The following is a 20,084-nucleotide window of genomic DNA, read 5'->3' as shown; positions in this document are numbered from 1 at the left end:
GTAGAAATACGGCAGATACAAGACCGCCGCTGCGACACCTTATAAGCTCTCCACGCAGGATAAATCCGTCTAAAACCCCAAATGACGTCGAACGCAGGGCCTTTTACGCGCGGATGCCGCGAAAAGCGGAGGAGGATCGCGACGCAGGAAGACTTTTCCTGTTGACAGCCCTGCCTTGACGTTCATATATTTCACGTCGCGCATTAAATACTGTTAACGTTGGAACGTGGCTTGTCCCATATCAACCATGAGACGGCAAGCCCTTAGGTGTGGCGCGATTGAAAGATTTTTTGAGGTTTTAAGGAGGTCGTATGCGGCGTGCAGTTTTAGCTCTTCTCTTTTTGCTCTCATCGACAGGCCTGATCTTCGCTCAGGCAGTAGACAGGCAGCAGATCACAGGCACCGTCACCGATTCAACTGGGGCCGCCGTGCCGCAGGCCGATATCGTCGTCACCAACCAGGCCACCGGCGTCACCCGGACGCTGAAGTCGAATGCGGACGGCAACTATACGGTCCTCAACGTTCCGGTAGGCGTCTACACCATTACGACAGCGGTTCCCGGCTTCAAAAAATTTGTCCTTGCAGGGGTCCACGTCGATATCGGCGGCAAGCCTGAGGTCCCCATACAGCTCTCCGTCGGCCAGGCCAGCGAATCCGTCGAAGTGCAGGCAGGCGTGGTTGCCATCCAGACCACCAGCGCCGAGATCGGCGGCGTCATCACCAGTCAGGAGGCCACGCAGATCCAGTTGAACGGCCGCAACTACATTCAACTCCTGACGCTGCAGCCTGGTGTCTCGCAAACGATCGCCAGCGGCTTCGCTCTCTTCGGCACCTATGGCGTGAGCGGAAGCTCGCAGTCGGTCAATGGTATCCGCACAGATTCGGCAAACTACTTCATTGACGGCGTCGACAACAAGGACAACGGCGGTGGCGGCAACAACTTCGTCAACATCTCGCCGGACTCGTTGCAGCAGTTCCGTAACGTCGCCTCCAGCTACGACGCCAGCTACGGCGGCACCTCGGGTGCGACCGTCTCTGTCGCCATCAAGAGCGGTGGACGCGACTTCCATGGCAGCGCCTACGAATACATCCGCAACGATGCGATTCAGGCATACCCGTTCCGGGCCCTCAGCAGCTATCCACCACCCGGATTGCCCGCAACGATCGTAAAGCCCCCCTTGAGATATAACGACTTCGGGTACACCATCGGTGGTCCCATCTGGATTCCTGGGGTCTTCAACCAGAACCGTGAAAAGCTCTTCTTCTTTGCCGCCCAGGAGTTCAAACGTCTGCGCACTTCTACACAAACGAACGTGACGGTTCCGAGACCGTCGGACATTGCAGCCCTTCCGTCAACCGCAACTGGCCGTGCTTTGGCAGCATCAATCTTGACCGACCCGAGCGGCAACTACTCCTACCTGAGCCTGGGGAACAACAACCAGTCCGAGTACCTGGTCAAGATTGACTACAACATGAATGAGAAGAACACGATCAGCGGACACTTCGTGCATGACAACACGTTGAATGTCGGCAGTCCGACCAACTACATCATCTTCGACCGGACGATCCCCGGCCTTACAAGTGCCCTGTCCTGGACACACACCTTCAACTCCAAGACCGTGAACACCGCGACGGCCTCCTACTCTGGAAACATCATCAACGAGGGCGGAAACATCCGTGCAAACCCACAATTCGTAGGCAGGAAGATCAACCGTTCCGACTACGGCCTGACCTACGCGACCTTGTATAACGCTTCGCCGCTCATCCCACAGATAACGATCTCGGGCTACGGCAATCCTTCAGCGACGCCGAGATCGTTCGATAACTACCAGCGCATTTACGCCATGAAAGACGATTTCTCCCGCGTCATTGGCAATCACTCCATCAAGACAGGAGCGTACTTCTGGCGCGCGCGCAAAAACCAGACTGCTCCGCCTGCTTTGAATGGTCAATTCACATTCAGCAATCTGGCAAACCTTATGCTGGGTAACTTCTCCCAATACACCGAGGGCAGCAACATCCCGCAGATTCAAGCTCGTTTCCTTCAGTTCGAAACCTACGTGCAGGACGACTGGACCGTAAACCGTCGGTTGACCCTCAATCTGGGGTTGCGCTGGCAGTACATGCCGCCGATCTCAAGTTGGCCGAACAATACGGCCTTCTTCGATCCAACGCGGTTCGATCAATCGAAGGCCGCGACGATCGGCTCAAACGGATCCATCACCTCCAACCCATCGCCGTTCAATGGCCTTGTACTGCCCGGTACTGGCTTCTCCGACAAGGCGAAGCAGGTCGTCGCTCCGTCTGTCTATAACAACCCACAGGTACAGGCACTGTTCCAGAATTTGCCCCCCGGCATCGTTCAGACCGTCTACAACACCTTCGCCCCCCGCGTTGGATTCGCCTATGACCTGACCGGACGACAGGAGACTGTGCTCCATGGCGGCTATGGCATGTCCTATGAACGCGTCGAGGGTAACTACATCTATGGCGCGGCTTCACAGTTGCCGTTCGTCGCAGTGGCTTCGCTCGCCAGTGCGGGTAATGTAGATAGTCTGGGCAGCATCGGCACTGCCGCTACACCAACTAACATCGGCAACTCAGCAGCTATGAACCTTGCGCCACCGCGGATTCACAACTACAGCTTCGGCGTGCAGCAGAAGCTGTTCAACAACACCTCAGTCGAGGTGAACTATGTAGGCTCGCGTTCCACCAACCTCACCTATCGCAAGAACCTGAACCAGGCGGCGGCAGGCACCGAGCAGGCGAACCCGACGATCACGCAACGCAACGCCCTTCGCCCCTACCGTGGCTATGGCGAAATCTACCAGTACACAAACGGAGCGCATGCTAACTACAACTCGCTGCAGGCGCGCATGCAGACCCGCTTCAGCAACGGCGGCCTCGCTACGGTGTCCTACACGTGGGCAAAGTCGTTGACCATGGGCTCTACCTTCGATTATCAGCCGCAGGACAGCACCAACCTCGCCGCTGATTACGGTCCAGCCAACTATACCCAACCAAAGATATTCGTAGCCAGCTATGTCTATCCCATTCCATTCTGGCAGCATGAGCACGAATGGTATAAGCAGGTTATCGGTGGCTGGCAACTCTCAGGTATCACTCGTATATCGAGTGGCATTCCGATCAACGTTGTTCAACCCTCCGCCCAGTCGGTCGCCGGTAACCTGGTTACAACAAACAATGTTCCACAACGCCCGAACCTGGTCGGCAATCCCTATGCCCACACCGGCGACGGCAAGCAGTATCTGAACTATGCGGCCTTCCAGGTACCTGCACCTGGCACATACGGAAATCTTGGTTACGACGCGATTCGGGGACCTCTATTCAACAACTGGGACGTGGCGTTGCAAAAGAACATCACCATTCACGAACAGATCGGGGCGGAGTTCCGAGCAGAAATGTTCAACGCTCCCAATCACCTGTCACCCTTCACTATCGGTAATACGCTCGGTTCCGCAGGGACCGACGGTACCTATCAACCCAACTACATAGGCGGATTATTCAAGAACCCCTTCGGTCAGGTGACGGCTGCAACCGATCCGCGCACCATGGAGTTCGTTCTCCGGCTCCACTTCTAAACAAGAAGCAGCAGAAAGGGCGGACCCGAAGTTTGGGTCCGCCCTTTCTGCTGCTCTATAGAACAATGTCGCAAACTCAGGAAATCAACTCAACGACGCAGCGAAGTCCACGCCGACCCATTCCGCGACGACCGCAGCACCGCATCGATAAAACGCATCCCTTCGACGCCATCCGCAACACCAGGCACCAGGTTCGCCGCCGCCGGAGCATCCTGCTTCAGAATGCGCGCCGCAATCTGGTCTGCGAGATCGGTGTAGAGCTGCGCAAACGCCTCGAAGTACCCCTCAGGATGCCCCGAAGGTACACGCGACGCGTGCGCGGCTGCCGCGCCAACCCCCGGACCGCCGCGCGTGATCGTGCGTGGCTGCTCCTTCAGGCGCGTATAGGTGAGATAGTTCGGGTTCTCCTGCGACCACGCCAAACCGCCCTTCTCACCGTAGATGCGCAGCGTAAGGCTGTTCTCGTTGCCCACAGCAATCTGCGAGGCCCACAGGCCGGCCTTCGCCCCGCCCGAAAGCCGCAGCATCACCTGCACGTTGTCGTCGACGCGCCGTCCAGGCACGAACGTCGTCACCTCCGCCGCCAGCGCCTCGCAGCTCAGCCCCGTCGTAAAGCACGCAAGCTGGAACGCGTGTGTGCCGATGTCTCCCAGACAACCGCCGGGCCCGCTGCGCGCCGGGTCTGTCCTCCAGTCCGCCTGCTTCGCTCCACTCGCCTCCAGTGGAGTCGCCAGCCAGTCCTGCGCATACTCCGACTGGATCATCCGCACCGGCCCAAGCTCCCCGCCAAGCACCATCTCGCGCATCTGCCGGATCATCGGATAGCCGGTGTACGTATGCGTGAGCCCAAAGACCAGGCCCGTGCGCTCCACCAGCGCGGCAAGCTCGACTGCATCCTCGACGTTCGTCGTCATCGGCTTGTCGCAGATGACATGGATCCCGGCCTCGAGAAACGCCTTCGCAATCGGATAGTGCAGATGGTTCGGGGTGACAATCGCAACCGCGTCGATGCCGTCCTCGCGTGCTGCCTCGGCCTTCGCCATCTCCGCATAGCTCGAATACGAGCGCGGAATCAACAGCTCCTCCGCGGCCTTCATCGACTTCGCCGGGTCCGACGACAGCGACGCCGCCACCAGTTCGTACCGGTCGTCAAGCCGCGCCGCCGCACGATGCACCGCGCCAATAAACGCGCCCGGACCGCCGCCCACCATGCCCAGCCGCACACGCCGCTTCAGCTTCACTGCTTCACTCATTCCGTCTCTCCTTAAGCCGTATATTAAAGCTGTTTTCACAAAGGTGTAGAGGACAGCCACCGAGGGCCGAAGGCCCGCACTATATCAGCCTGGGGCGCAGCCCCAGGTCACGTTTCGATATGAAACCAAGGGCTGAAAGCCCGCTCTATACTCCTGCTGTTCAGCCTCTACACAACGCGCAAATCCGCCTCAGCGCTTCAAGCCAAGCAGCCGCTGGATCGCCTCCTGGTCCGTTCCCGCTCCCGCAAAGTCGTCGAACGCCCGCTCCGCCGCGCGAATAATATGCGACGCAATGAACGGCGCTCCCTCCTCCGCGCCCTGCTCCGAGCTCTTGATGCAGCACTCCCACTCCATCACCGCCCAGCCGTCGTACCCATACTGCGTCAGCTTCGAGAAGATCCCTCCGAAGTCCACCTGTCCATCGCCCAGCGAGCGGAACCTCCCCGCGCGATTCACCCACGACTGAAACCCGCCGTAAACTCCCTGCCTGCCCGTCGGGTTGAACTCCGCGTCCTTCACGTGAAACATCTTGATACGCGAATGGTAGAGATCGATGTACGCGAGGTAGTCCAGTTGCTGCAAGACAAAGTGGCTCGGATCATACAGCAGGTTGCAGCGCGGATGCTCCTTCAGCCGGTCGAGAAACATCTCAAAGGACGCGCCATCGTGAATGTCCTCGCCCGGATGCACCTCGAAGCAGGCGTCGACGCCGTTCTCGTCGAAGACGTCGAGGATCGGCCTCCACCGCGCCGCAAGCTCTGTGAAGGCGGCCTCCACCAGTCCGTTCGGCCGCTGCGGCCACGGGTAAAGATAAGGCCACGCCAGCGCGCCCGAAAACGTCGCGTGCGCCTTCAGTCCAAGGTTCTTTGACGCCTTCGCCGCAAAGTGTAGCTGCTCGGTCGCCCACGCCTGCCTCGCCGAAGCGTTCCCATGCACGCTCGCCGGAGCAAAGCTGTCGAACAGCGAGTCATATGCCGGATGCACCGCAACCAACTGCCCCTGTAGGTGCGTCGAAAGCTCCGTCACCACCAGCCCATGCCGTGCAAGCGTTCCTTGCAACTCGTCGCAGTACGTCTTGCTCTCGGCAGCAAGCTTCAGGTCGAACAGCCGCGCGTCCCACGTAGGAATCTGCACGCCCTTGTACCCAAGCTCCGCCGCCCAAGCTGCAATCGTGTCCAGGCTGTTGAACGGAGCCGCATCACCGGCAAACTGCGCCAGAAAGATCCCCGGCCCCTTAATCGTCTTCATCGTTGCTCTACCTTCTTCCAAACATCTACTAGCCATCAATGTTAACGGTCGTCGTTCTGATCCGTAGGTCTTCAACCGAGCCGTCATTCTGAGCCGAAGGCGAAGAATCCCTGTATTTCTCTCGTGGCGACACTACCCTTCGCTTTCAACGAATCAATACGCCAACAGAAGACCAACGTCCTATCGGCGAGGCGTCCCCGCCGCTCCCCGCACAGGCGGAGCCGGTAGAGCAAAGTCTAAAGGATTCTGCCCCTTCACGGCGTTCGGGTCCATCGCCGCAAGGTCTGAGCGATAGCTGACCGTATTCGCGGTTGGAAAATCCGCCGGCACGCGCTGCGTCACCTTTCCCGTAGCGGCCCACTCCACGCCCCGCTGAAAGACAACGACGCTATCGACCGAACTCAGCGCATCTCCATCATGCCCCTGCGTCATGTGGAACACCCGTCCCTTGCCGTAATTGAGAACCATCAACTGCGGCTCATCGAATCCCGTCCCATGGTTCGCGGGGTCCGAGTACGCCGTCGCCAGCACCGTCATGTTCTTTCCCGGCCCGCGCAGGTTCGCATACAGCTCATCGCCCTGGTGCATCCACGTCTTCGGCAAACCCTTCACGATCGGATGCTCCGTATTCTGCAGCGCGACCTTGTACGGAATCCGCATCCCATGCGATCCCGCTCTGCCGGGGCCGGCGTCCGAGACCAGCTTGCCGTCCTTGTAGTACCAGTGCGGCCCCGACGTCTCGTTGCGGCCGCGCCACCCTCCCACGCCGATCATCTCGTTGAAGGCGGTCCACCCGTTGAAGGCATTGTCGGCCGCGTGGACCGTCACCATGCCGCCGCCGCCCTTCATGTAGCTCTCAAACGACTCCTTCAACTCCGCAGGCCAGCGGTCCGCAGGAGCGTCGTAGTTGAACACAACCACGCGATACTTCTTCCACTCCGGCTTGAACGAGCTGAAGTCTGCGCCCGCAACAGGAGCCGTTACCACCTCCACGTCAAACAGTCCCGTCTCGTCCAGCTCCTTCTTCAGGATCGGCGTAACCGCCTTCCAGTTGTGATACGAGGCCGCGCTCTCGCCGTCCAGAATCATCACGTGGATGCGCTCAGCCGCCATCGCGGGCGCGGCGGCCATCAACAAGGAAAGCGTTGCCACCAACGCCGTGCCAGACAACCATCGTCGAAACATCGTCGCAATCCTCCTCACTCCCGCCATCGAGCTTCAGCCGTCGCTACTTCGCCGCGCGCGCCGCTCCTGCGTGCTCCGCCTCGGGCAGACTCCACGCAAACAACACGCTGCCGCTCGTCATCAGCACATACTGCCTGCCGTCGAGCTCGTAGGTCTCGGGCCCGCCGTTGATGCCGCTACCGGAGTACGCGTGCCACAGCGTCTTCCCGTTCGCCGTATCCAGCGCCAGAAAGTTTCCGGCAGTGTCACCCGAAAACACCAGCCCCGAGGCCGTCGTCAGCACGCCCGACCCCGGCCCACCCTCGCCCAGCTCATGCGACCAGCGGATCTTTCCCGTCTGATAGTCGATCGCCTCCAGCACGCCCTTCTTCCACAACCCATAGTCCGCACCGGCCCATCCATACGTTCCATCCGCGGGCTTCGCGAAGTACAGGCTGTAGCTCGGAGCCGCGCTCACGATAAACAGCCCCGTCTTCGGGTCGAAGCTCGGCGAGCGATAGTTCGTCATGCCCCCCTCGTCAGGCGCAATCAAACGTCCATCCGGCGCGGGCTCCTTATCGGGATTCGGAATCGGACGGCCATCCTTATCCACGCCAAGCGTCCAGTTCACCGGCCCGAACGTCGTCGTCAGCAGGCTCTTGCCGTTGGTGCGGTCCAGCACGAAGAAGTAGCCATTGCGCGAGGCCTGCATCAGCATCTTGCGCGGCTTGCCGTGGAAGTCGCCATCGACCAGTACCGGAATCTCCACCGCGTCCCAGTCGTGCGTGTCGTGCGGCGAAGGCTGAAACGCCCACACCAGCTTGCCCGTCTCCGGGTTCAACGCAACGATGCTGCACGTGTAAAGGTTGTCCCCCGGCCGCACCTTGCCATTCAGCACCGGCGTCGGATTTCCCGTCCCCCAATACACCAGGTTCAGCTCCGGATCGTAGGTGCCCGTCAGCCAGGCATTGCCTCCCGTCGTCGTCTTCGGAGTCCCCACCGGCGGCGTCGCATCCCACTGCCACTGCGTCGCGCCCGTCTCCGGATCGACCGACCGTATAAAGCCCTGCAAGTTGTCGAAGTCTCCCGAAGCCCCCACCATCACGTGATTGCCCACGATCAGCGGAGACATCGTCGCCCACTGCCCCTTGCTCGCATCGGCGATTTCAACGTCCCACTTCACCTTGCCGTCGCGCGCATCCAGACACTGAAGATGCGCGTCCGTCGTTGTGTAGTAGAGCTTGTCCTTGTACACAGCCACGCCACGATGGCCGATGTGAAGCCCCTTCGTCGTCGGAACGTTATGGTGCCACACCATCCGCCCCGAACGCGCGTCCACGGCCCATATGTTGTCCGGCACCGTGAAGTACAGAATGCCATCCACCAGCAGCGGCGCGGACTTCACCTGCGCCGCCTGGTTGGTCTGAAACGCCCACGCCAGCGTCATGTTCTTCACATTCTGCGGCGTAATCTGCGTCAGGCTGCTATGGCGCTTCCCCGAGTAGTCACCGTGATAGATCGGCCAACTGTCCTTCGGCGGATGCAGCAGCGTCTCCGTGCTCACCCCCTGCGCCACAAGCGCCGGGGCCGATGCCAAAGCGCCAACAACAAATCCAAAACGAATCATCGAACGATAAAGCAGCTTCATAGCGATCTCGGCCTTTCACGGCAGTACGTCTTGCTAGCGGAGTGTCTGGATATAAGCCATCAGGTTGTGAATGTCGGCGTCCGTGTACTTGTCGAACAGCTCCACGTGCGCCTCCGCCGGAGCGTCCACCTTGTAGCTCACATCGCGCTTGTGCCACGAGCGGTACACGCCGTCGTCGCCGGTCAGAGCGATCGTGAACTCATCCTGAAACGCCAGCGTTCCCGTGCTCGTCTTTCCGTCGCGCGTCGTCACGCTCGCCTTCGCCTTCACGTTGCGCGGATACAGCATCTGCTGCTCCAGCTTCAACCCCTCATACCGTGACGCAATCCCGGCCAGGTCGCCCGTCGCCGAGTGGCACTTCGCGCACGTCCCCGCGCCGTTGAAGTACTTCCTGCCCTCGTCGACATTTCCCGTCTGCAAGTCCGCAGTGTCGACGCCCTTCCTGTTCCCCGTCTGCGACATCGCCTTGTCCTGCTGCGAGTGAACGAACGCCACCAGGTCCATCACCTCGGTATCGCCGAGCGTGAACTTTGGCATCCCTTTCTCCATGCGCCCGTTCCGAATGATGGCCCCGATGTTCTCGCCCTTCTTGTCGTCGAAGACCATCTTCGACCGCGTCAGGTCGGGCCCGGTCTCGCCGCCGCCCGCATCGCGTCCGTGACAGAACGCGCAGTGCTGCTGAAACAGCGAACCGCCAGCATCAATCGCCGCCGCCGAAAAGGCCTCGTGCACAGGCAAAGGTCCCTGGCTCCCCACTGTAGCCTTCGGCCTGGCCGGGGCCTGATTCTGCCCATACGCCACACCCACGAGAATCAAAACACAGGCCGAAGGCAACAGAACCTTCAAAGCCAGCCGCTTGGAGAAAAACGCCGGTCTCAACATACGCACCATGAAAAACGCTTTTTATTTCTGCCCTGCAAATTATTACAAAAACACTACGGCTGACAAGTCTTTTTGTCGCCTGCTCTTATTTCTACAGGCAGTGGGTATTTTCTGCATGGTCATCGCTGCCAGGCGCCTCTAATCGCAAAAGGCGCGGCAGCCGCCGGGACAATACCGTCCGCTCACCTGCATCAGTCCGCAGCGATATATTCACTCACAGGATCTTCCACGATAAAGCGGTCCATCTCCACCCCGCGCTCGTCCTCAACGATCCAAACCTGCGACAACGATGTGTCCCGGATCGTCCGGTTGAACGGGCCCAGCTCGCCGACCTCCCTGCTCTTCCCTTCCGTATCCATCCAGAAGACCCGGATCGGCCTGGCGCTGTTATTGACAAGCTGTATCTGGGCGGGCACTTTGTTGACCTTCGATATCGCCAGCTTCGACACGCTTCTGGCGCGAATCACCTCGATCGCGCGAGGCCGCTCGAACCCGCCGTAGATATGGTCGAGCAAGGCGTACCCGCCCGGATCATACGCGCGAAGCTCAACGGCGGTCGCTCGCCCCCATCCGAAGTACCGCACGGAAAGCTGCGCCCAATACTCCTTCGCGCTCTCCCCGGCGGCATCGTCTCGCCAAAGACCCTTTAGCCTGGCGCTGCGAAACTGCTCTTCGATATGCCTGCGCATCTGCTCGTCAAAACCGAAAAGGAAGATACTGATCGCCAGTTGACGCGAACAACTTCCATCGCTGCCACCCTGTTTCGACTCGACGCAACTGCCATACACGCCAACGTCGAGCGCTCTCCCATCGCGACCAACTCCGCGATACTCAGGCAGGGAGGCGACCTGCTCATCCGCGGCAACCACATGGAACTCGACGCCGCGTTGTGCCATATTTCGTCGCGCATCGTCCTGCTTCGCCAGCATCCTGTCCAGCCTGACGCATAGGCCACTCAGTTCATGGTCCTTGGTGTGCTTGGAGCTTCTGAATGTAACTCCACCGCAGCTTACATACTTATCGTAGAACCCAAACTCCGGCACACTAAGACTTTCAACAGACTCTGTTGCGCTTACTGTCTGGGAGATCAACATTCCAGGTACTGCCAGCAAACCCGGTAATAGTAGAAACACCGCGTAACGAAATCGAAGGAATAAAGGCATAAGGCTTATAGCTACACAGTGGGAGCATAGGTCCCTCGAATTGGCGGTAAACATCCCTACATCCGAGCGTTAGTTACAACTAAAGTTGTATGTCTCTAAAAGCAACCACGGGCCTAGCATCTACCCGGTAAACAATCGTGGTTGACTTTTACGAAGAATTACTTTCGTAACTTGTTGACTTACTTATAAATCCGCCTTCGCCTGCGACTAAGTCCAAAAGACATCCGCTGGCTGGTCGCATCCGAAAGCCGAACCAGAGCAGTACTCGGAGCAACTCATATGTTGAGCATCAAGAGTTCACTTTCGTTGGGCACGCTATGTGCCCTTGTCATCCTTGCCGCTTCTTCTCCCGCCTCGTTCTCTCAAGCAATAAACTCAAACACGGCAAGCGTCTCGCTCACAGCAACCCTGGGTGAAACCCTGACCATCTCGGCCACACCCAATGCCGTCAACTTCGCACTCATCTCGGGCGGAGTCGCCGCCGGCAGCGCCCCCGTAGCGATCACCACAACCTGGGTCCTCGGATCGGGCCGCGCCAATGTTGTGCTGGACGCTTACTTCGCCAGTGCCAATGCTCTTACGTTTGCGGGTCCGCCGGTTGCGAACATCCCTACCTCTGCCGTCCTCGGGCAAATGACAACTGGAACTCCAACAACCTTCACGGCCTTCACCCAGACAGCGGCACTGGGAACCGCCGGCGCCGGTCTTACGCTCTTTACGCAGTCGCTCAGCTCCACAAACCGGGCTTCGTCGCGCACCGACAATCTAAATCTCGAAATTGATCTATCTTCCATCCCGCAGCTACCTTCAGCGACTTATACGGGCACGCTAACTCTTCAGGCGCAGGCTCTCTAAACCAGAGAATTAATTCTTGAGACCTACAGAGAGGTGCCTATGTATCTGCGGATATTTCCCGCTGTCTTGTTGCTGTCCGGAAGCATGCTCGCTCAAAGCGTTCAGCCTGTCATCGTTGAGTACAAAGGAAAGGCTGACGGCAAAGTCGCCCTGACAAACAACACCATGTCGCCCATGGTCGTGGTGCTGGAGCCAAAAAGCTTCAGCATCACCCCAGAAGGAAAAGGCGTCTTTAGAGATCTCGACAGCAACATTCATGTCGAGCTATCGGCCATGAGCGTCCGCCTGCAACCCAAACAGACTTACTATGTCTTCTACAAAGCCACGGCCGACCAGCTTCCTGCATGGTTCACCTTGTACGCAACATTTTCGTCGCCCAAACACAGCGAAGGCCTTGACGTAAGGCTCATGCTTCCGCATACGGTCTATCTCTATCAGAAGCAGCCGATCGCACAATCCAGCATCGCCGTAAGCGATCTCTCCTACAACGTCGAGACCCGCAGGCTGACTTGCAACATCAGCAACGACAGTGCGGCGCTGACGCGCGTTCAGTCCGTGCAGGCGGTGGGAGATCACAGCTCAGGCGACCTGTCCGGCTTTCCGCTTCTGCCCGGAGCTTCAAGACGTATTGAAATGAGCTGGAAGGAAAGTTCGCCGCCCACCGAGCTTGACCTTCGCTTCGATCGCTTCCATCTAAAGCGCCCCATTCCAGCAGCCATCAATTGATGCGAACAGTATTGCATTCCGTCCTCACGCAGGGGATTGCGGCCGTATTCTTTTTTGCTGCAAGCGCCGCACCCCTCTGCGCACAGGTGATCGAACTCAGTGGAGGCACCTCAACTTTGTTTCAGTCGCAGGGCGGCACCGTAACTGTTCACGCCAGAGGTTATGCCGCGTCGGCAGGCGCCGGCACTATTGGCGGCAAATTTTACAGTGGAGGACAACTCGTCAAGAGCTTCGAACAACGCACGCTCATCCTGGGTACCGACAATGTCCCCTTCGACCTCCCAACAGACATCTTCGAAACCGGACACTACATCACGGTGGTAGGGCTTGGCATGCACTCCCGGTACGGCAATGCAAACGTATATGGGTTCCTTGGTGAAACGTCGACCAGCTTCAACAGTCCATTCTTTCTCGGCACGCACGCGGAAAAACCTGCGGTGATGATCTTCGCATCCGGCAAAGTGGCCCCACAGTGGACCGCCGCGACCAAAGTCCTGGTGCCGCTCTCAACTCGGGCAACGATCATCCATAGCTTCGGCTATGACTCCGACCACGGAACGAAGTTCGCAGTGGCGGGAGGCATGGGAACGGGCCAGTTGTACCTCGCATCCAGCGTGTCGATTGCGCGGCCAAAATTCGACATGAAAGCTGCTTACATCGAATCGTCATCCCAGTTTCGACGGGCAAACATTGCCGTACCGCTTACCGCGGAACCGGACCGCGACAATACCCTGCTTACCGTGCGGCCGACAAAGTGGTCCAGCTTCAGCGTAGGACGGCAAAACTATCTGACTCCCGTCTATCAGTCCAACCTTACGATTCGCAGCTCTGTCAATCAGGCCTCGGCAAACCTTCAGATCGCCGGCACATCGTTGTCGGCCAGCATATTTCAGTCGGCATATGGCGGCGGACATAACCTCGCAACCGCGTATACGGCCACCCGTTCTATCGGCCCAAGGGTCCACACGCAAGCCTCTTACCTGATAAGCAAGCCCGATAGTTCACAGAAGAGCGAGAGTCTGATTACAACAGTGCAGGAGACACTTACTCCCAGGTGGAGCGTCTCGCAAATGGTCAACACATCAGGCGGTCGCAGCACCTTTGGCTTTGGCGGATCATTTCTATCGAACCTCGCAACTTTTAGCGCCGACTACCAGACCTTCTACGTCCCATCCAGGATCGACAAGCCGTTTGAGGAAGCGCTCATCCTCAACGCGCAAGTCCATCTCTTTGGCCGCCTCACACTGAACGGAGGGACCTTCGTAGCGCCCGATGGCAGCCTTCTCTATACCACTGAGGCAGAGGGCACCATCTCTCCCGAGATCGCCGGCAACTCCACCGTCGCGCCTCGCCACATCATGGGCCAGATGGTCCTGCGTGGTCGCGTCGTCGATTCCACTGGACAACCCATCATGGGGGCGGCCCTCCTTATCGATCAACTGACGGTCTATACAGACTCTCAGGGATATTTCTACGTCCGCGAACGAAAACCGCATCAACACCCGCTCGCAGTCCTGGTCGATCAGTTTCTTGATGGAGGTCTGTACAGGGTGGTCTCCGCCCCAACGGAAGCGAAAAGCAGCCCCGATGATCGGGCGGCAACCCTCGTCGTTGTCCAACGCGTCACCTCGGCAAGGAGCTAGCATGGTTTCGTCAGCCTCTCGCCTCGCGCTGCCTCTACTGCTGATCGTTTCTCTGGCGGCGCATGCGCAGGTCGCAAAAATTGGACCGGCAAGACCGAGTCCGAAGCTGACGATCGGCGATACCATTACCGTCTCAGCTTCGCCCTCTGCCGTCACCTTTCTTCTGGTCTCAAAAGGGGTCGCACTGGCGTCAAGCCCTATCGTCGTGACAACAACGTGGTCAGGCGTGTCACTGCTGTCGTCCTTAAATCTTTATGCGTACTTTACCAGCTCAACTGCCGCGCTCTCTGGAAGCACGCCGGTCGTGAACATCCCATCGGCAAATGTGCTGGGAAAAGACACTACGGGGATTCCCACCTCATTTACCTCATTCACTCAGAGCATCCCCGTCGGCGGCGCCAGCCTTCAACTCTACTCAACGAGTTCTATTCTTAGCCTGGGCGGCAACCACGTCGACAATCTCACCCTCGAGATAGACCTCACCTCGCTGCCTCAGCTCCCGGCAGCCACATACTCCGGAGTTCTTTTGCTCCAGGCGCAGGCCCTGTAATCGCATCACTCGCCGTCCGCGAGAAGTATCCGCAGATCGCGCAGGTTGTTGCCTGTCGGCCCTGTGACAATCGCCGCTCCTGCTTCTTGCAGAAACTCAAACGAATTGAAGTCGTCCAACGCCTTCGTCGCTTCCTCGCGCCGGCCAATGACCGTTGTCTCGTCCACAACGGCGCCCGCCGCCGGACTGTTGCCGTCCACCCCATCCGATCCCGCTGAAAGCACCGTCACCTTTGCCGGCGCTTGCATCTGCAACGCGCTGTACAAGGCAAAATGAAGATTGCGCCCTCCCACGCCGGCCTTCTTCTCCGCAGCAACGCGCACAGTGACCTCTCCGGCTGAGATCAGGCAGACACGGCCATGCTGTCGTCGCAGCGCATTCAGCCGCTCAGTCAGGTAGTCTGCGGCCGCGACAACGTCCCAGTCATCGCATGTGTTATCGACAAATGTCCTGAACCCACGCCGCTCCGCACTCTGACAAGCCGCTTGCGCAAGGTCTTCCGATGAGAGCAGCGAATAGATCCGCGCCTCAACCTCATTCGGTTTGGGAGACTCCTTCATCGCGCCCGACTCAAAATACCTCCGCACCGATTCAGGCAACTCTGCAAGAACCCCATACTTCTCCAGGACTTTCTTGCAATCGTCAACGGTCGAGGAGTCCGGCACCGTCGGCCCGGAGGCAAGCGCATCAAGTTGCGCAGCCGGCACATCCGATACAACCAGCGTAAGTGTCCGCAACCTGCCTGCGGCAAGCGCCAACCTGCCGCCCTTTACCGCGGAAAAATGTTTGCGGACGCAGTTGATCTCCGCGATCGACGCTCCGCTGTGAACCAGCGCGCGATGAAACTGGACCGTATCTTCGAGCGTTATCGCTGCATCCAGGGGAAGCTCCACCATGGCGGACGCTCCACCACTGATCAGAAAGAAGCAGTATGTCTCATCGGCCGAGGGCCTCGCGGACTCGCTCGCCAACAGCTCAAGCACAGCTCGCGCCGCCGCCATCGATTGCGCATTGGGCAGAGGATGACCGCCTGCAAAGTAAGAAATCGTCGCAGGCTGGTCGACGAGAGGCTTCGGCGCAACTAAAACACCGGCAACCTCTCGGCCCTCCATCATCTCTCTCTGTTTGAGAAACACATCCAGCATGCTGGCCGCGCCCTTGCCCATCGCTACGATCACAAGGCGCTTCACACGCGACAGGTCCACGCGCTCTTGCCCACCGAGTTCGAGCGCATTGCGGCCCGCCATTCTGACCTTCACTGCAAACGCGCTGTTTACCGAGCAGGCGTCCATCGCTTCGGTAAAAATGTCGAGGGCTATCTCACGAAGTGTTTCAGACATATCACTTCATTTTGCACTAATAAGGCAGCCACCCGGCCCGCGAAAGGAACATCGTCTCCGCCCGGAACAATAATGGGTCAGGATTGGCGGCCACGCGAAGAAGGTTCGTAGGCCGAAGACGCTCCAGGGTATTGACGCCGCCATAAAACGAAAATCCCGTGCTGTAGCCAAGCTCCGACGCAATCCGTTCGGTTACCTGGTCGAATGCGCCGCGGATACCCACTGGGTAGGCGATACTGTCGATGCTGCCGCCGATATTTTCCTCGATGATCCTTTTGGACTGCTGCATCTCCCATCGCTGTTCTTCTTCAGGAAGCTGGCCGAGGATGCGGTGCGTCAGCGTGTGCGAGCCGATCGTCATTCCCGCCGCTTTCATCTCACGCGCCTCTTCCCAGCTCACGAAGCGCCGCTCGACTGGCGGCAACTCGCACCCTGCCTGGTCGCGAAGCTCGCGCAGCAAAAGCTCTCCATCGTGATTGTCATTTCTCTTATAGTGGCGAAGCACCGCGCGAATCGCGCCTTCGCGATCGTCCGCGATCTCAACTGTCAGAGGCGCCGGGTACTCAAACAGAATGCGCGGCTTCTTCGTGTTGCGCACAAGATACGCGATCTCATCCCACCACGGGACCGTCGCCGTCCCTACGTACTCCGGCACCAGAAAGAAACTTCCACTGCACCCGTTGGCCTTCAGAATGTCGAACGAGTTGCGGTAGTCCTCGAGATAACCATCGTCAAATGTTATCGCCACGTGCATGCGCGTGAGCTTCTGCCTCCCCGACACCAGCGCCGCAAGCTCCTCACTGCCAATGATGTTCAGATATCGCTTGAAATATCGGATCTGCTCATTGAAAGAATCCGACGAGGCGCTAAAGACGGCCCGATCGAAGCGCGATGCCTCTGCATTCCCGATACGGTGATGCGTAACGACCAGAATCCCCGGCTTCGACCGAAGAAATTCGAGGGCCTTCAGGACACCGAGCCTCCGAAGAACATTTGAGGCCAATGATCTCTTAGACATGGCGTCGGCGCCTCTTCGAATTGGTCGCTGATATCAACATGGCTCAAATCATTCGATGCTCAATTGCAAAAAGTGGCTGCTAGTCCAGCTTCGGCAGAATACCAACCATACGCAACAATGCGCCGGCGGCAACACGAGCGCAGCCCTTCAGTGTTTGCGCAGTCGGCCGCAGGTCGTGAAGGTCAAAATCGAAGTAAGCGATTTTACCGCTATAAGTCTTACGAATCGCCTTCCACGTAAGAATACCGCGACCGACATAGCGCGGCAGCGCCGGGACATCGCGCCGCAAAACTACGTGGCGGAAATCGAGCTTCGTAGCTTCCGCTGGATCAACAGGTTGGACGATCAGGTCAAGGTAATGAAGCCACCCAATATCTACTCCCGCATAGATGGAGGCGTCTGCCGTAACGCTGTAGCGTGGATTCGCCTCGATCAATCGCACCACGCCATCGCGCGTATCGCGCTTCACCTCGATCTCGCAGATGCCGACGTAATTGATTCCACGCAGGAACCTGTCGCACATGGCAGCTATCTCATCGTCGACTACGGGCTCAACCATCGATCCCGAACCAAACAAGATCGGGTGCGCGCGCAACTCATGCACTACACAGTAGCCTATGCGGCGGCTGCCCGAGCCATAAACAGAGAGGTAGCAATACTTCGCGTCATCGCCTCCGGCAATAATCTCCTGCACCACCGCCTCCGGACGGTACGGCTCGGCCAGAGCATAGTCGGCAAGAAGAGACGCAGCATCACCCGCCGTAACCAGCTTCAGCCCCCGCAGCTTGTTATCTTCCGGCAGTGCATCCCACTCGCGCTGATGGCGCGGCTTCACAAGACAAGGGAAACGCGCATCCGCCGCAAACCGCTCCAGATCGGCACGCGACTGTACATACGCCGTGCGCGGAATCGGCAACCCATGCTGCGCTGCCAGCGCATACTGCTGCTCCTTGGTTGCAAGCGCCGCCTGCACCGCAATTGAATCGCGCGAAAAAATATAGTGCTTCTCCAACTCTTCAGCATGCCTGCCCAGCGCGGAGACGAAGATGTCCGCCGCCGGAATCATGACCGGCCTGCCGCCAAGTTGCTGCGCAAGATCGATCATGAAGACGACCCACGCCTCAGGATGCGTATCGGGGTTGGGGCAGAGATGCGACTTCCCGTAAGCCGAGCGGAACCCCTCGTGCGAAGCATCGCAATCGATGCCCACCACCTGAACACCCCGGCGCAACAGGTCGCGCATCAGGTTCAGCCCGGTTTGAAAGACGCTGGCAACGACAACGGGTGGCCAGCCGCCCTGTGCGCGGTCCACCGTCACGCTGAAACTTCCGTGAAAAAAATCCAGTACATAACTTATGCGGGCAAAGCTATGGGAATAGCCAGGAATTTGCAGAATCAGTACAGAAAGGCAGTTGAGCAGCGTATCAGGTTGGATGCAACCGGCCCGAAACAGGATGTGTCTATTACTGCGCCTTCGAACGCTCTTTGATACTCTTCGCCAGGCGCTCAATCTCCTGCGCCTTCTTTACAACCGAGACAGAGAGCGTGTCCTTGTTGCTCTTATCCACCTCGGCCTTCAGCTCCTGAGTCAGCTTGTAAAGCTTCTCCGTATCCGCCTCCAGGTCCGCCTTGCGTTTCTCGGCCTCCGTCATCGGAGCTTTCGCTGCGGGCTGTGCGGTTTGCTTCGCAGATGAATCGCTGCCCGGCTTGGACGTACCCTGCGCTGAAGCCAACCCGCAAAGGGGAAAAAACACAACGAGCACCAGCAATGTGGCCTGAAGAAACCCGGCTTTTATGTCTGCAATTCGCATCTCACTCTCGTCTCCGGGCGAGCCTCGCTTGTGTGGGAGGTCTTAATCGTTCCACCCGCCATGGGCTGAAGGCCCACTTTATACCAGCCAGGGGCATAGCCCCAGGCTATGTTCGGGCCAAAAGCCGAGGGCTGAAACCCGTCCGATTCACCACACCAGAAACGATTCAAACAGATTGCGTGGATTGGCGTCCAGAAGGACGCCCCGAACTCCCAATCAAATACATCAGCCGGAAAGCTCACGCCGGCGGCTTGCCTGAGCCCTTCACCACCGTGTCCGTCAAATCCTCCAGCACGCGAATCGAGCCGCAGATATCGTCCTCGCCGTAACCCTTCGCAATCGCCGCGCGAAGCATCTGCTGCGCCACCGAGGTCACCGGCGCGGGAATATCCAGCTCCGCCGCCGACTCCAGCATCAGCCGCATGTCCTTCTCCATCCACTTCACCGAGAAGTTCGTCGAAAAGTCTCGCTTGAACACCATCGGCGCCTTCGCCGAGATAAAGCCCGACCGCGCCGCGCTGTTGTTCAATATGTCCAGCATCAGCTCCGGGTCCACGCCCGCCTTGGTCGAAAGCACCAGACTCTCATTGAACGCCTGCAGCAGGCTGCCCAGAACCATGTTCTGCGAAAGCTTTGCGTGCAGCCCCATACCCGCGCCGCCGCAGTAGTACAGCAGCTTCCCCATCAGCTCAAAATACGGCTTAACCTTCTCGAATATCTCTTTCTTGCCGCCAACCATAAACGTAAGCTGACCATTCTCCGCTCCCGCCTTCGATCCCGTGCACGGCGCATCGAGAAACTCAACGCCCTTCTTCGCCAGCTCCGCGCCGATGCGGCGGCTCTCCGAAGGAGAAACCGTGCTGCAATCCACGATGATCGTCCCCGGCCGCGCCCGCTCGATCAGCCCGTCCTTGCCCAGGATCACCTCGCGCGACATCGCCGTATCGCCCACGCACAGAAAGATACAGTCGCTCGCCGCAGCAACCTCCGCCGGCGTCTTGCACGCCGTCCCGCCCTTAGCCGCAAGCCGCGTCGCCTTCTCCGCGTTATGCGACCACAGCGCCACCGCGTGGCCCGCATCAATCAGGTGCTTCGCCATCGGGCCGCCCATAATGCCCAGGCCAAGAAATCCCAGATTCGCCATGTGTTTCCCCTTCCGTTGTTTTTCCTCTTGCCGAGAT

16 protein-coding genes are annotated in these 20,084 nt (G+C 58.7%); 5 read left to right on the top strand and 11 right to left on the bottom strand.

The features are described from left to right. The first annotated feature begins 311 nt into the window (after positions 1-311). Positions 312-3,602, top strand: coding sequence for a carboxypeptidase regulatory-like domain-containing protein (locus tag JSS95_12160; GenBank protein ID MBS1800565.1), 3,291 nt, complete (start codon positions 312-314; stop codon positions 3,600-3,602). 89 nt (positions 3,603-3,691) lie between these two features. Here JSS95_12160 and JSS95_12155 read toward each other — a convergent pair whose 3' ends face one another. The 6 genes from JSS95_12155 to JSS95_12130 all read right to left on the bottom strand — a co-directional run bounded on the left by JSS95_12155 (position 3,692) and on the right by JSS95_12130 (position 10,891). After that, positions 3,692-4,855 (bottom strand): Gfo/Idh/MocA family oxidoreductase, encoded by a 1,164-nt coding sequence (locus JSS95_12155; GenBank protein ID MBS1800564.1) that lies wholly within the window; start codon positions 4,853-4,855, stop codon positions 3,692-3,694. Positions 4,856-5,044: 189 nt separating this feature from the next. Continuing rightward, positions 5,045-6,103, bottom strand: coding sequence for a sugar phosphate isomerase/epimerase (locus JSS95_12150; protein MBS1800563.1), 1,059 nt, complete (start codon positions 6,101-6,103; stop codon positions 5,045-5,047). 180 nt (positions 6,104-6,283) lie between these two features. Next, positions 6,284-7,288 carry a ThuA domain-containing protein gene (locus JSS95_12145; protein ID MBS1800562.1) on the bottom strand — a complete coding sequence of 335 codons (1,005 nt, stop codon included), beginning with the start codon at positions 7,286-7,288 and terminating at the stop codon, positions 6,284-6,286. 43 nt (positions 7,289-7,331) lie between these two features. Next, the gene (locus JSS95_12140) at positions 7,332-8,915 is read right to left on the bottom strand and encodes an acido-empty-quinoprotein group A (protein ID MBS1800561.1); all 1,584 of its coding nucleotides are present in this window, start codon (positions 8,913-8,915) and stop codon (positions 7,332-7,334) included. A gap of 33 nt (positions 8,916-8,948) precedes the next feature. After that, complete coding sequence (locus JSS95_12135) at positions 8,949-9,797, bottom strand: c-type cytochrome (protein ID MBS1800560.1); 849 nt, start codon at positions 9,795-9,797, stop codon at positions 8,949-8,951. A gap of 191 nt (positions 9,798-9,988) precedes the next feature. Further along, positions 9,989-10,891: a hypothetical protein gene (locus JSS95_12130; protein ID MBS1800559.1), complete on the bottom strand. Its 903-nt coding sequence runs from the start codon at positions 10,889-10,891 to the stop codon at positions 9,989-9,991. 375 nt (positions 10,892-11,266) lie between these two features. On the opposite strand from JSS95_12130, the gene JSS95_12125 reads away from it, so the two are divergent. From JSS95_12125 to JSS95_12110, 4 genes are all read left to right on the top strand, one after another. Further along, positions 11,267-11,815, top strand: a complete 549-nt coding sequence (locus tag JSS95_12125) for a hypothetical protein (GenBank protein MBS1800558.1) — start codon at positions 11,267-11,269, stop codon at positions 11,813-11,815. 84 nt (positions 11,816-11,899) lie between these two features. Next, positions 11,900-12,541: a hypothetical protein gene (locus JSS95_12120; protein ID MBS1800557.1), complete on the top strand. Its 642-nt coding sequence runs from the start codon at positions 11,900-11,902 to the stop codon at positions 12,539-12,541. After that, complete coding sequence (locus JSS95_12115; GenBank protein MBS1800556.1) at positions 12,541-14,184, top strand: hypothetical protein; 1,644 nt, start codon at positions 12,541-12,543, stop codon at positions 14,182-14,184. Before JSS95_12120 ends, JSS95_12115 begins: the two co-directional genes overlap by 1 nt. Before the next feature lies 1 nt (position 14,185). Beyond that, positions 14,186-14,734 (top strand): hypothetical protein, encoded by a 549-nt coding sequence (locus tag JSS95_12110; protein ID MBS1800555.1) that lies wholly within the window; start codon positions 14,186-14,188, stop codon positions 14,732-14,734. Positions 14,735-14,739: 5 nt separating this feature from the next. Here JSS95_12110 and JSS95_12105 read toward each other — a convergent pair whose 3' ends face one another. From JSS95_12105 to JSS95_12085, 5 genes are all read right to left on the bottom strand, one after another. After that, positions 14,740-16,074: a DUF4147 domain-containing protein gene (locus JSS95_12105; GenBank protein ID MBS1800554.1), complete on the bottom strand. Its 1,335-nt coding sequence runs from the start codon at positions 16,072-16,074 to the stop codon at positions 14,740-14,742. 16 nt (positions 16,075-16,090) lie between these two features. After that, on the bottom strand, positions 16,091-17,092 hold the full coding sequence (locus JSS95_12100; GenBank protein ID MBS1800553.1) for a polysaccharide deacetylase family protein: 1,002 nt from the start codon (positions 17,090-17,092) through the stop codon (positions 16,091-16,093). Between the two features lie 79 nt (positions 17,093-17,171). Continuing rightward, entirely contained in the window at positions 17,172-18,410 is a 1,239-nt protein-coding gene (locus JSS95_12095; GenBank protein ID MBS1800552.1) for a hypothetical protein, read from the bottom strand. Positions 18,411-18,555: 145 nt separating this feature from the next. Continuing rightward, positions 18,556-18,903, bottom strand: a complete 348-nt coding sequence (locus tag JSS95_12090; GenBank protein MBS1800551.1) for a hypothetical protein — start codon at positions 18,901-18,903, stop codon at positions 18,556-18,558. A 238-nt stretch (positions 18,904-19,141) separates the two neighbouring features. After that, on the bottom strand, positions 19,142-20,047 hold the full coding sequence (locus tag JSS95_12085; GenBank protein MBS1800550.1) for an NAD(P)-dependent oxidoreductase: 906 nt from the start codon (positions 20,045-20,047) through the stop codon (positions 19,142-19,144). Positions 20,048-20,084 lie beyond the last annotated feature (37 nt).

This window comes from Acidobacteriota bacterium (assembly GCA_018268895.1).
In the GTDB taxonomy this organism is placed as follows: Bacteria; Acidobacteriota; Terriglobia; order Terriglobales; family Acidobacteriaceae; genus Edaphobacter.
Note: the sequence above shows the minus strand (reverse complement) of the source record. Positions and strands in the feature narration are given on the sequence as shown.

Excerpts from the sequence above, each read along its gene's own strand:
- JSS95_12135 (MBS1800560.1), bottom strand. The coding sequence starts at position 9,797 with ATGTTGAGACCGGCGTTTTTCTCCAAGCGGCTGGCTTTGAAGGTTCTG.
- JSS95_12130 (MBS1800559.1), bottom strand. The coding sequence starts at position 10,891 with ATGTTGATCTCCCAGACAGTAAGCGCAACAGAGTCTGTTGAAAGTCTT.
- JSS95_12160 (MBS1800565.1), top strand. The coding sequence starts at position 312 with ATGCGGCGTGCAGTTTTAGCTCTTCTCTTTTTGCTCTCATCGACAGGC.
- JSS95_12105 (MBS1800554.1), bottom strand. The coding sequence starts at position 16,074 with ATGTCTGAAACACTTCGTGAGATAGCCCTCGACATTTTTACCGAAGCG.
- JSS95_12140 (MBS1800561.1), bottom strand. The coding sequence starts at position 8,915 with ATGAAGCTGCTTTATCGTTCGATGATTCGTTTTGGATTTGTTGTTGGC.
- JSS95_12090 (MBS1800551.1), bottom strand. The coding sequence starts at position 18,903 with ATGCGAATTGCAGACATAAAAGCCGGGTTTCTTCAGGCCACATTGCTG.
- JSS95_12115 (MBS1800556.1), top strand. The coding sequence starts at position 12,541 with ATGCGAACAGTATTGCATTCCGTCCTCACGCAGGGGATTGCGGCCGTA.
- JSS95_12155 (MBS1800564.1), bottom strand. The coding sequence starts at position 4,855 with ATGAGTGAAGCAGTGAAGCTGAAGCGGCGTGTGCGGCTGGGCATGGTG.
- JSS95_12085 (MBS1800550.1), bottom strand. The coding sequence starts at position 20,047 with ATGGCGAATCTGGGATTTCTTGGCCTGGGCATTATGGGCGGCCCGATG.
- JSS95_12110 (MBS1800555.1), top strand. The coding sequence starts at position 14,186 with ATGGTTTCGTCAGCCTCTCGCCTCGCGCTGCCTCTACTGCTGATCGTT.
- JSS95_12100 (MBS1800553.1), bottom strand. The coding sequence starts at position 17,092 with ATGTCTAAGAGATCATTGGCCTCAAATGTTCTTCGGAGGCTCGGTGTC.
- JSS95_12145 (MBS1800562.1), bottom strand. The coding sequence starts at position 7,288 with ATGTTTCGACGATGGTTGTCTGGCACGGCGTTGGTGGCAACGCTTTCC.
- JSS95_12120 (MBS1800557.1), top strand. The coding sequence starts at position 11,900 with ATGCTCGCTCAAAGCGTTCAGCCTGTCATCGTTGAGTACAAAGGAAAG.
- JSS95_12150 (MBS1800563.1), bottom strand. The coding sequence starts at position 6,103 with ATGAAGACGATTAAGGGGCCGGGGATCTTTCTGGCGCAGTTTGCCGGT.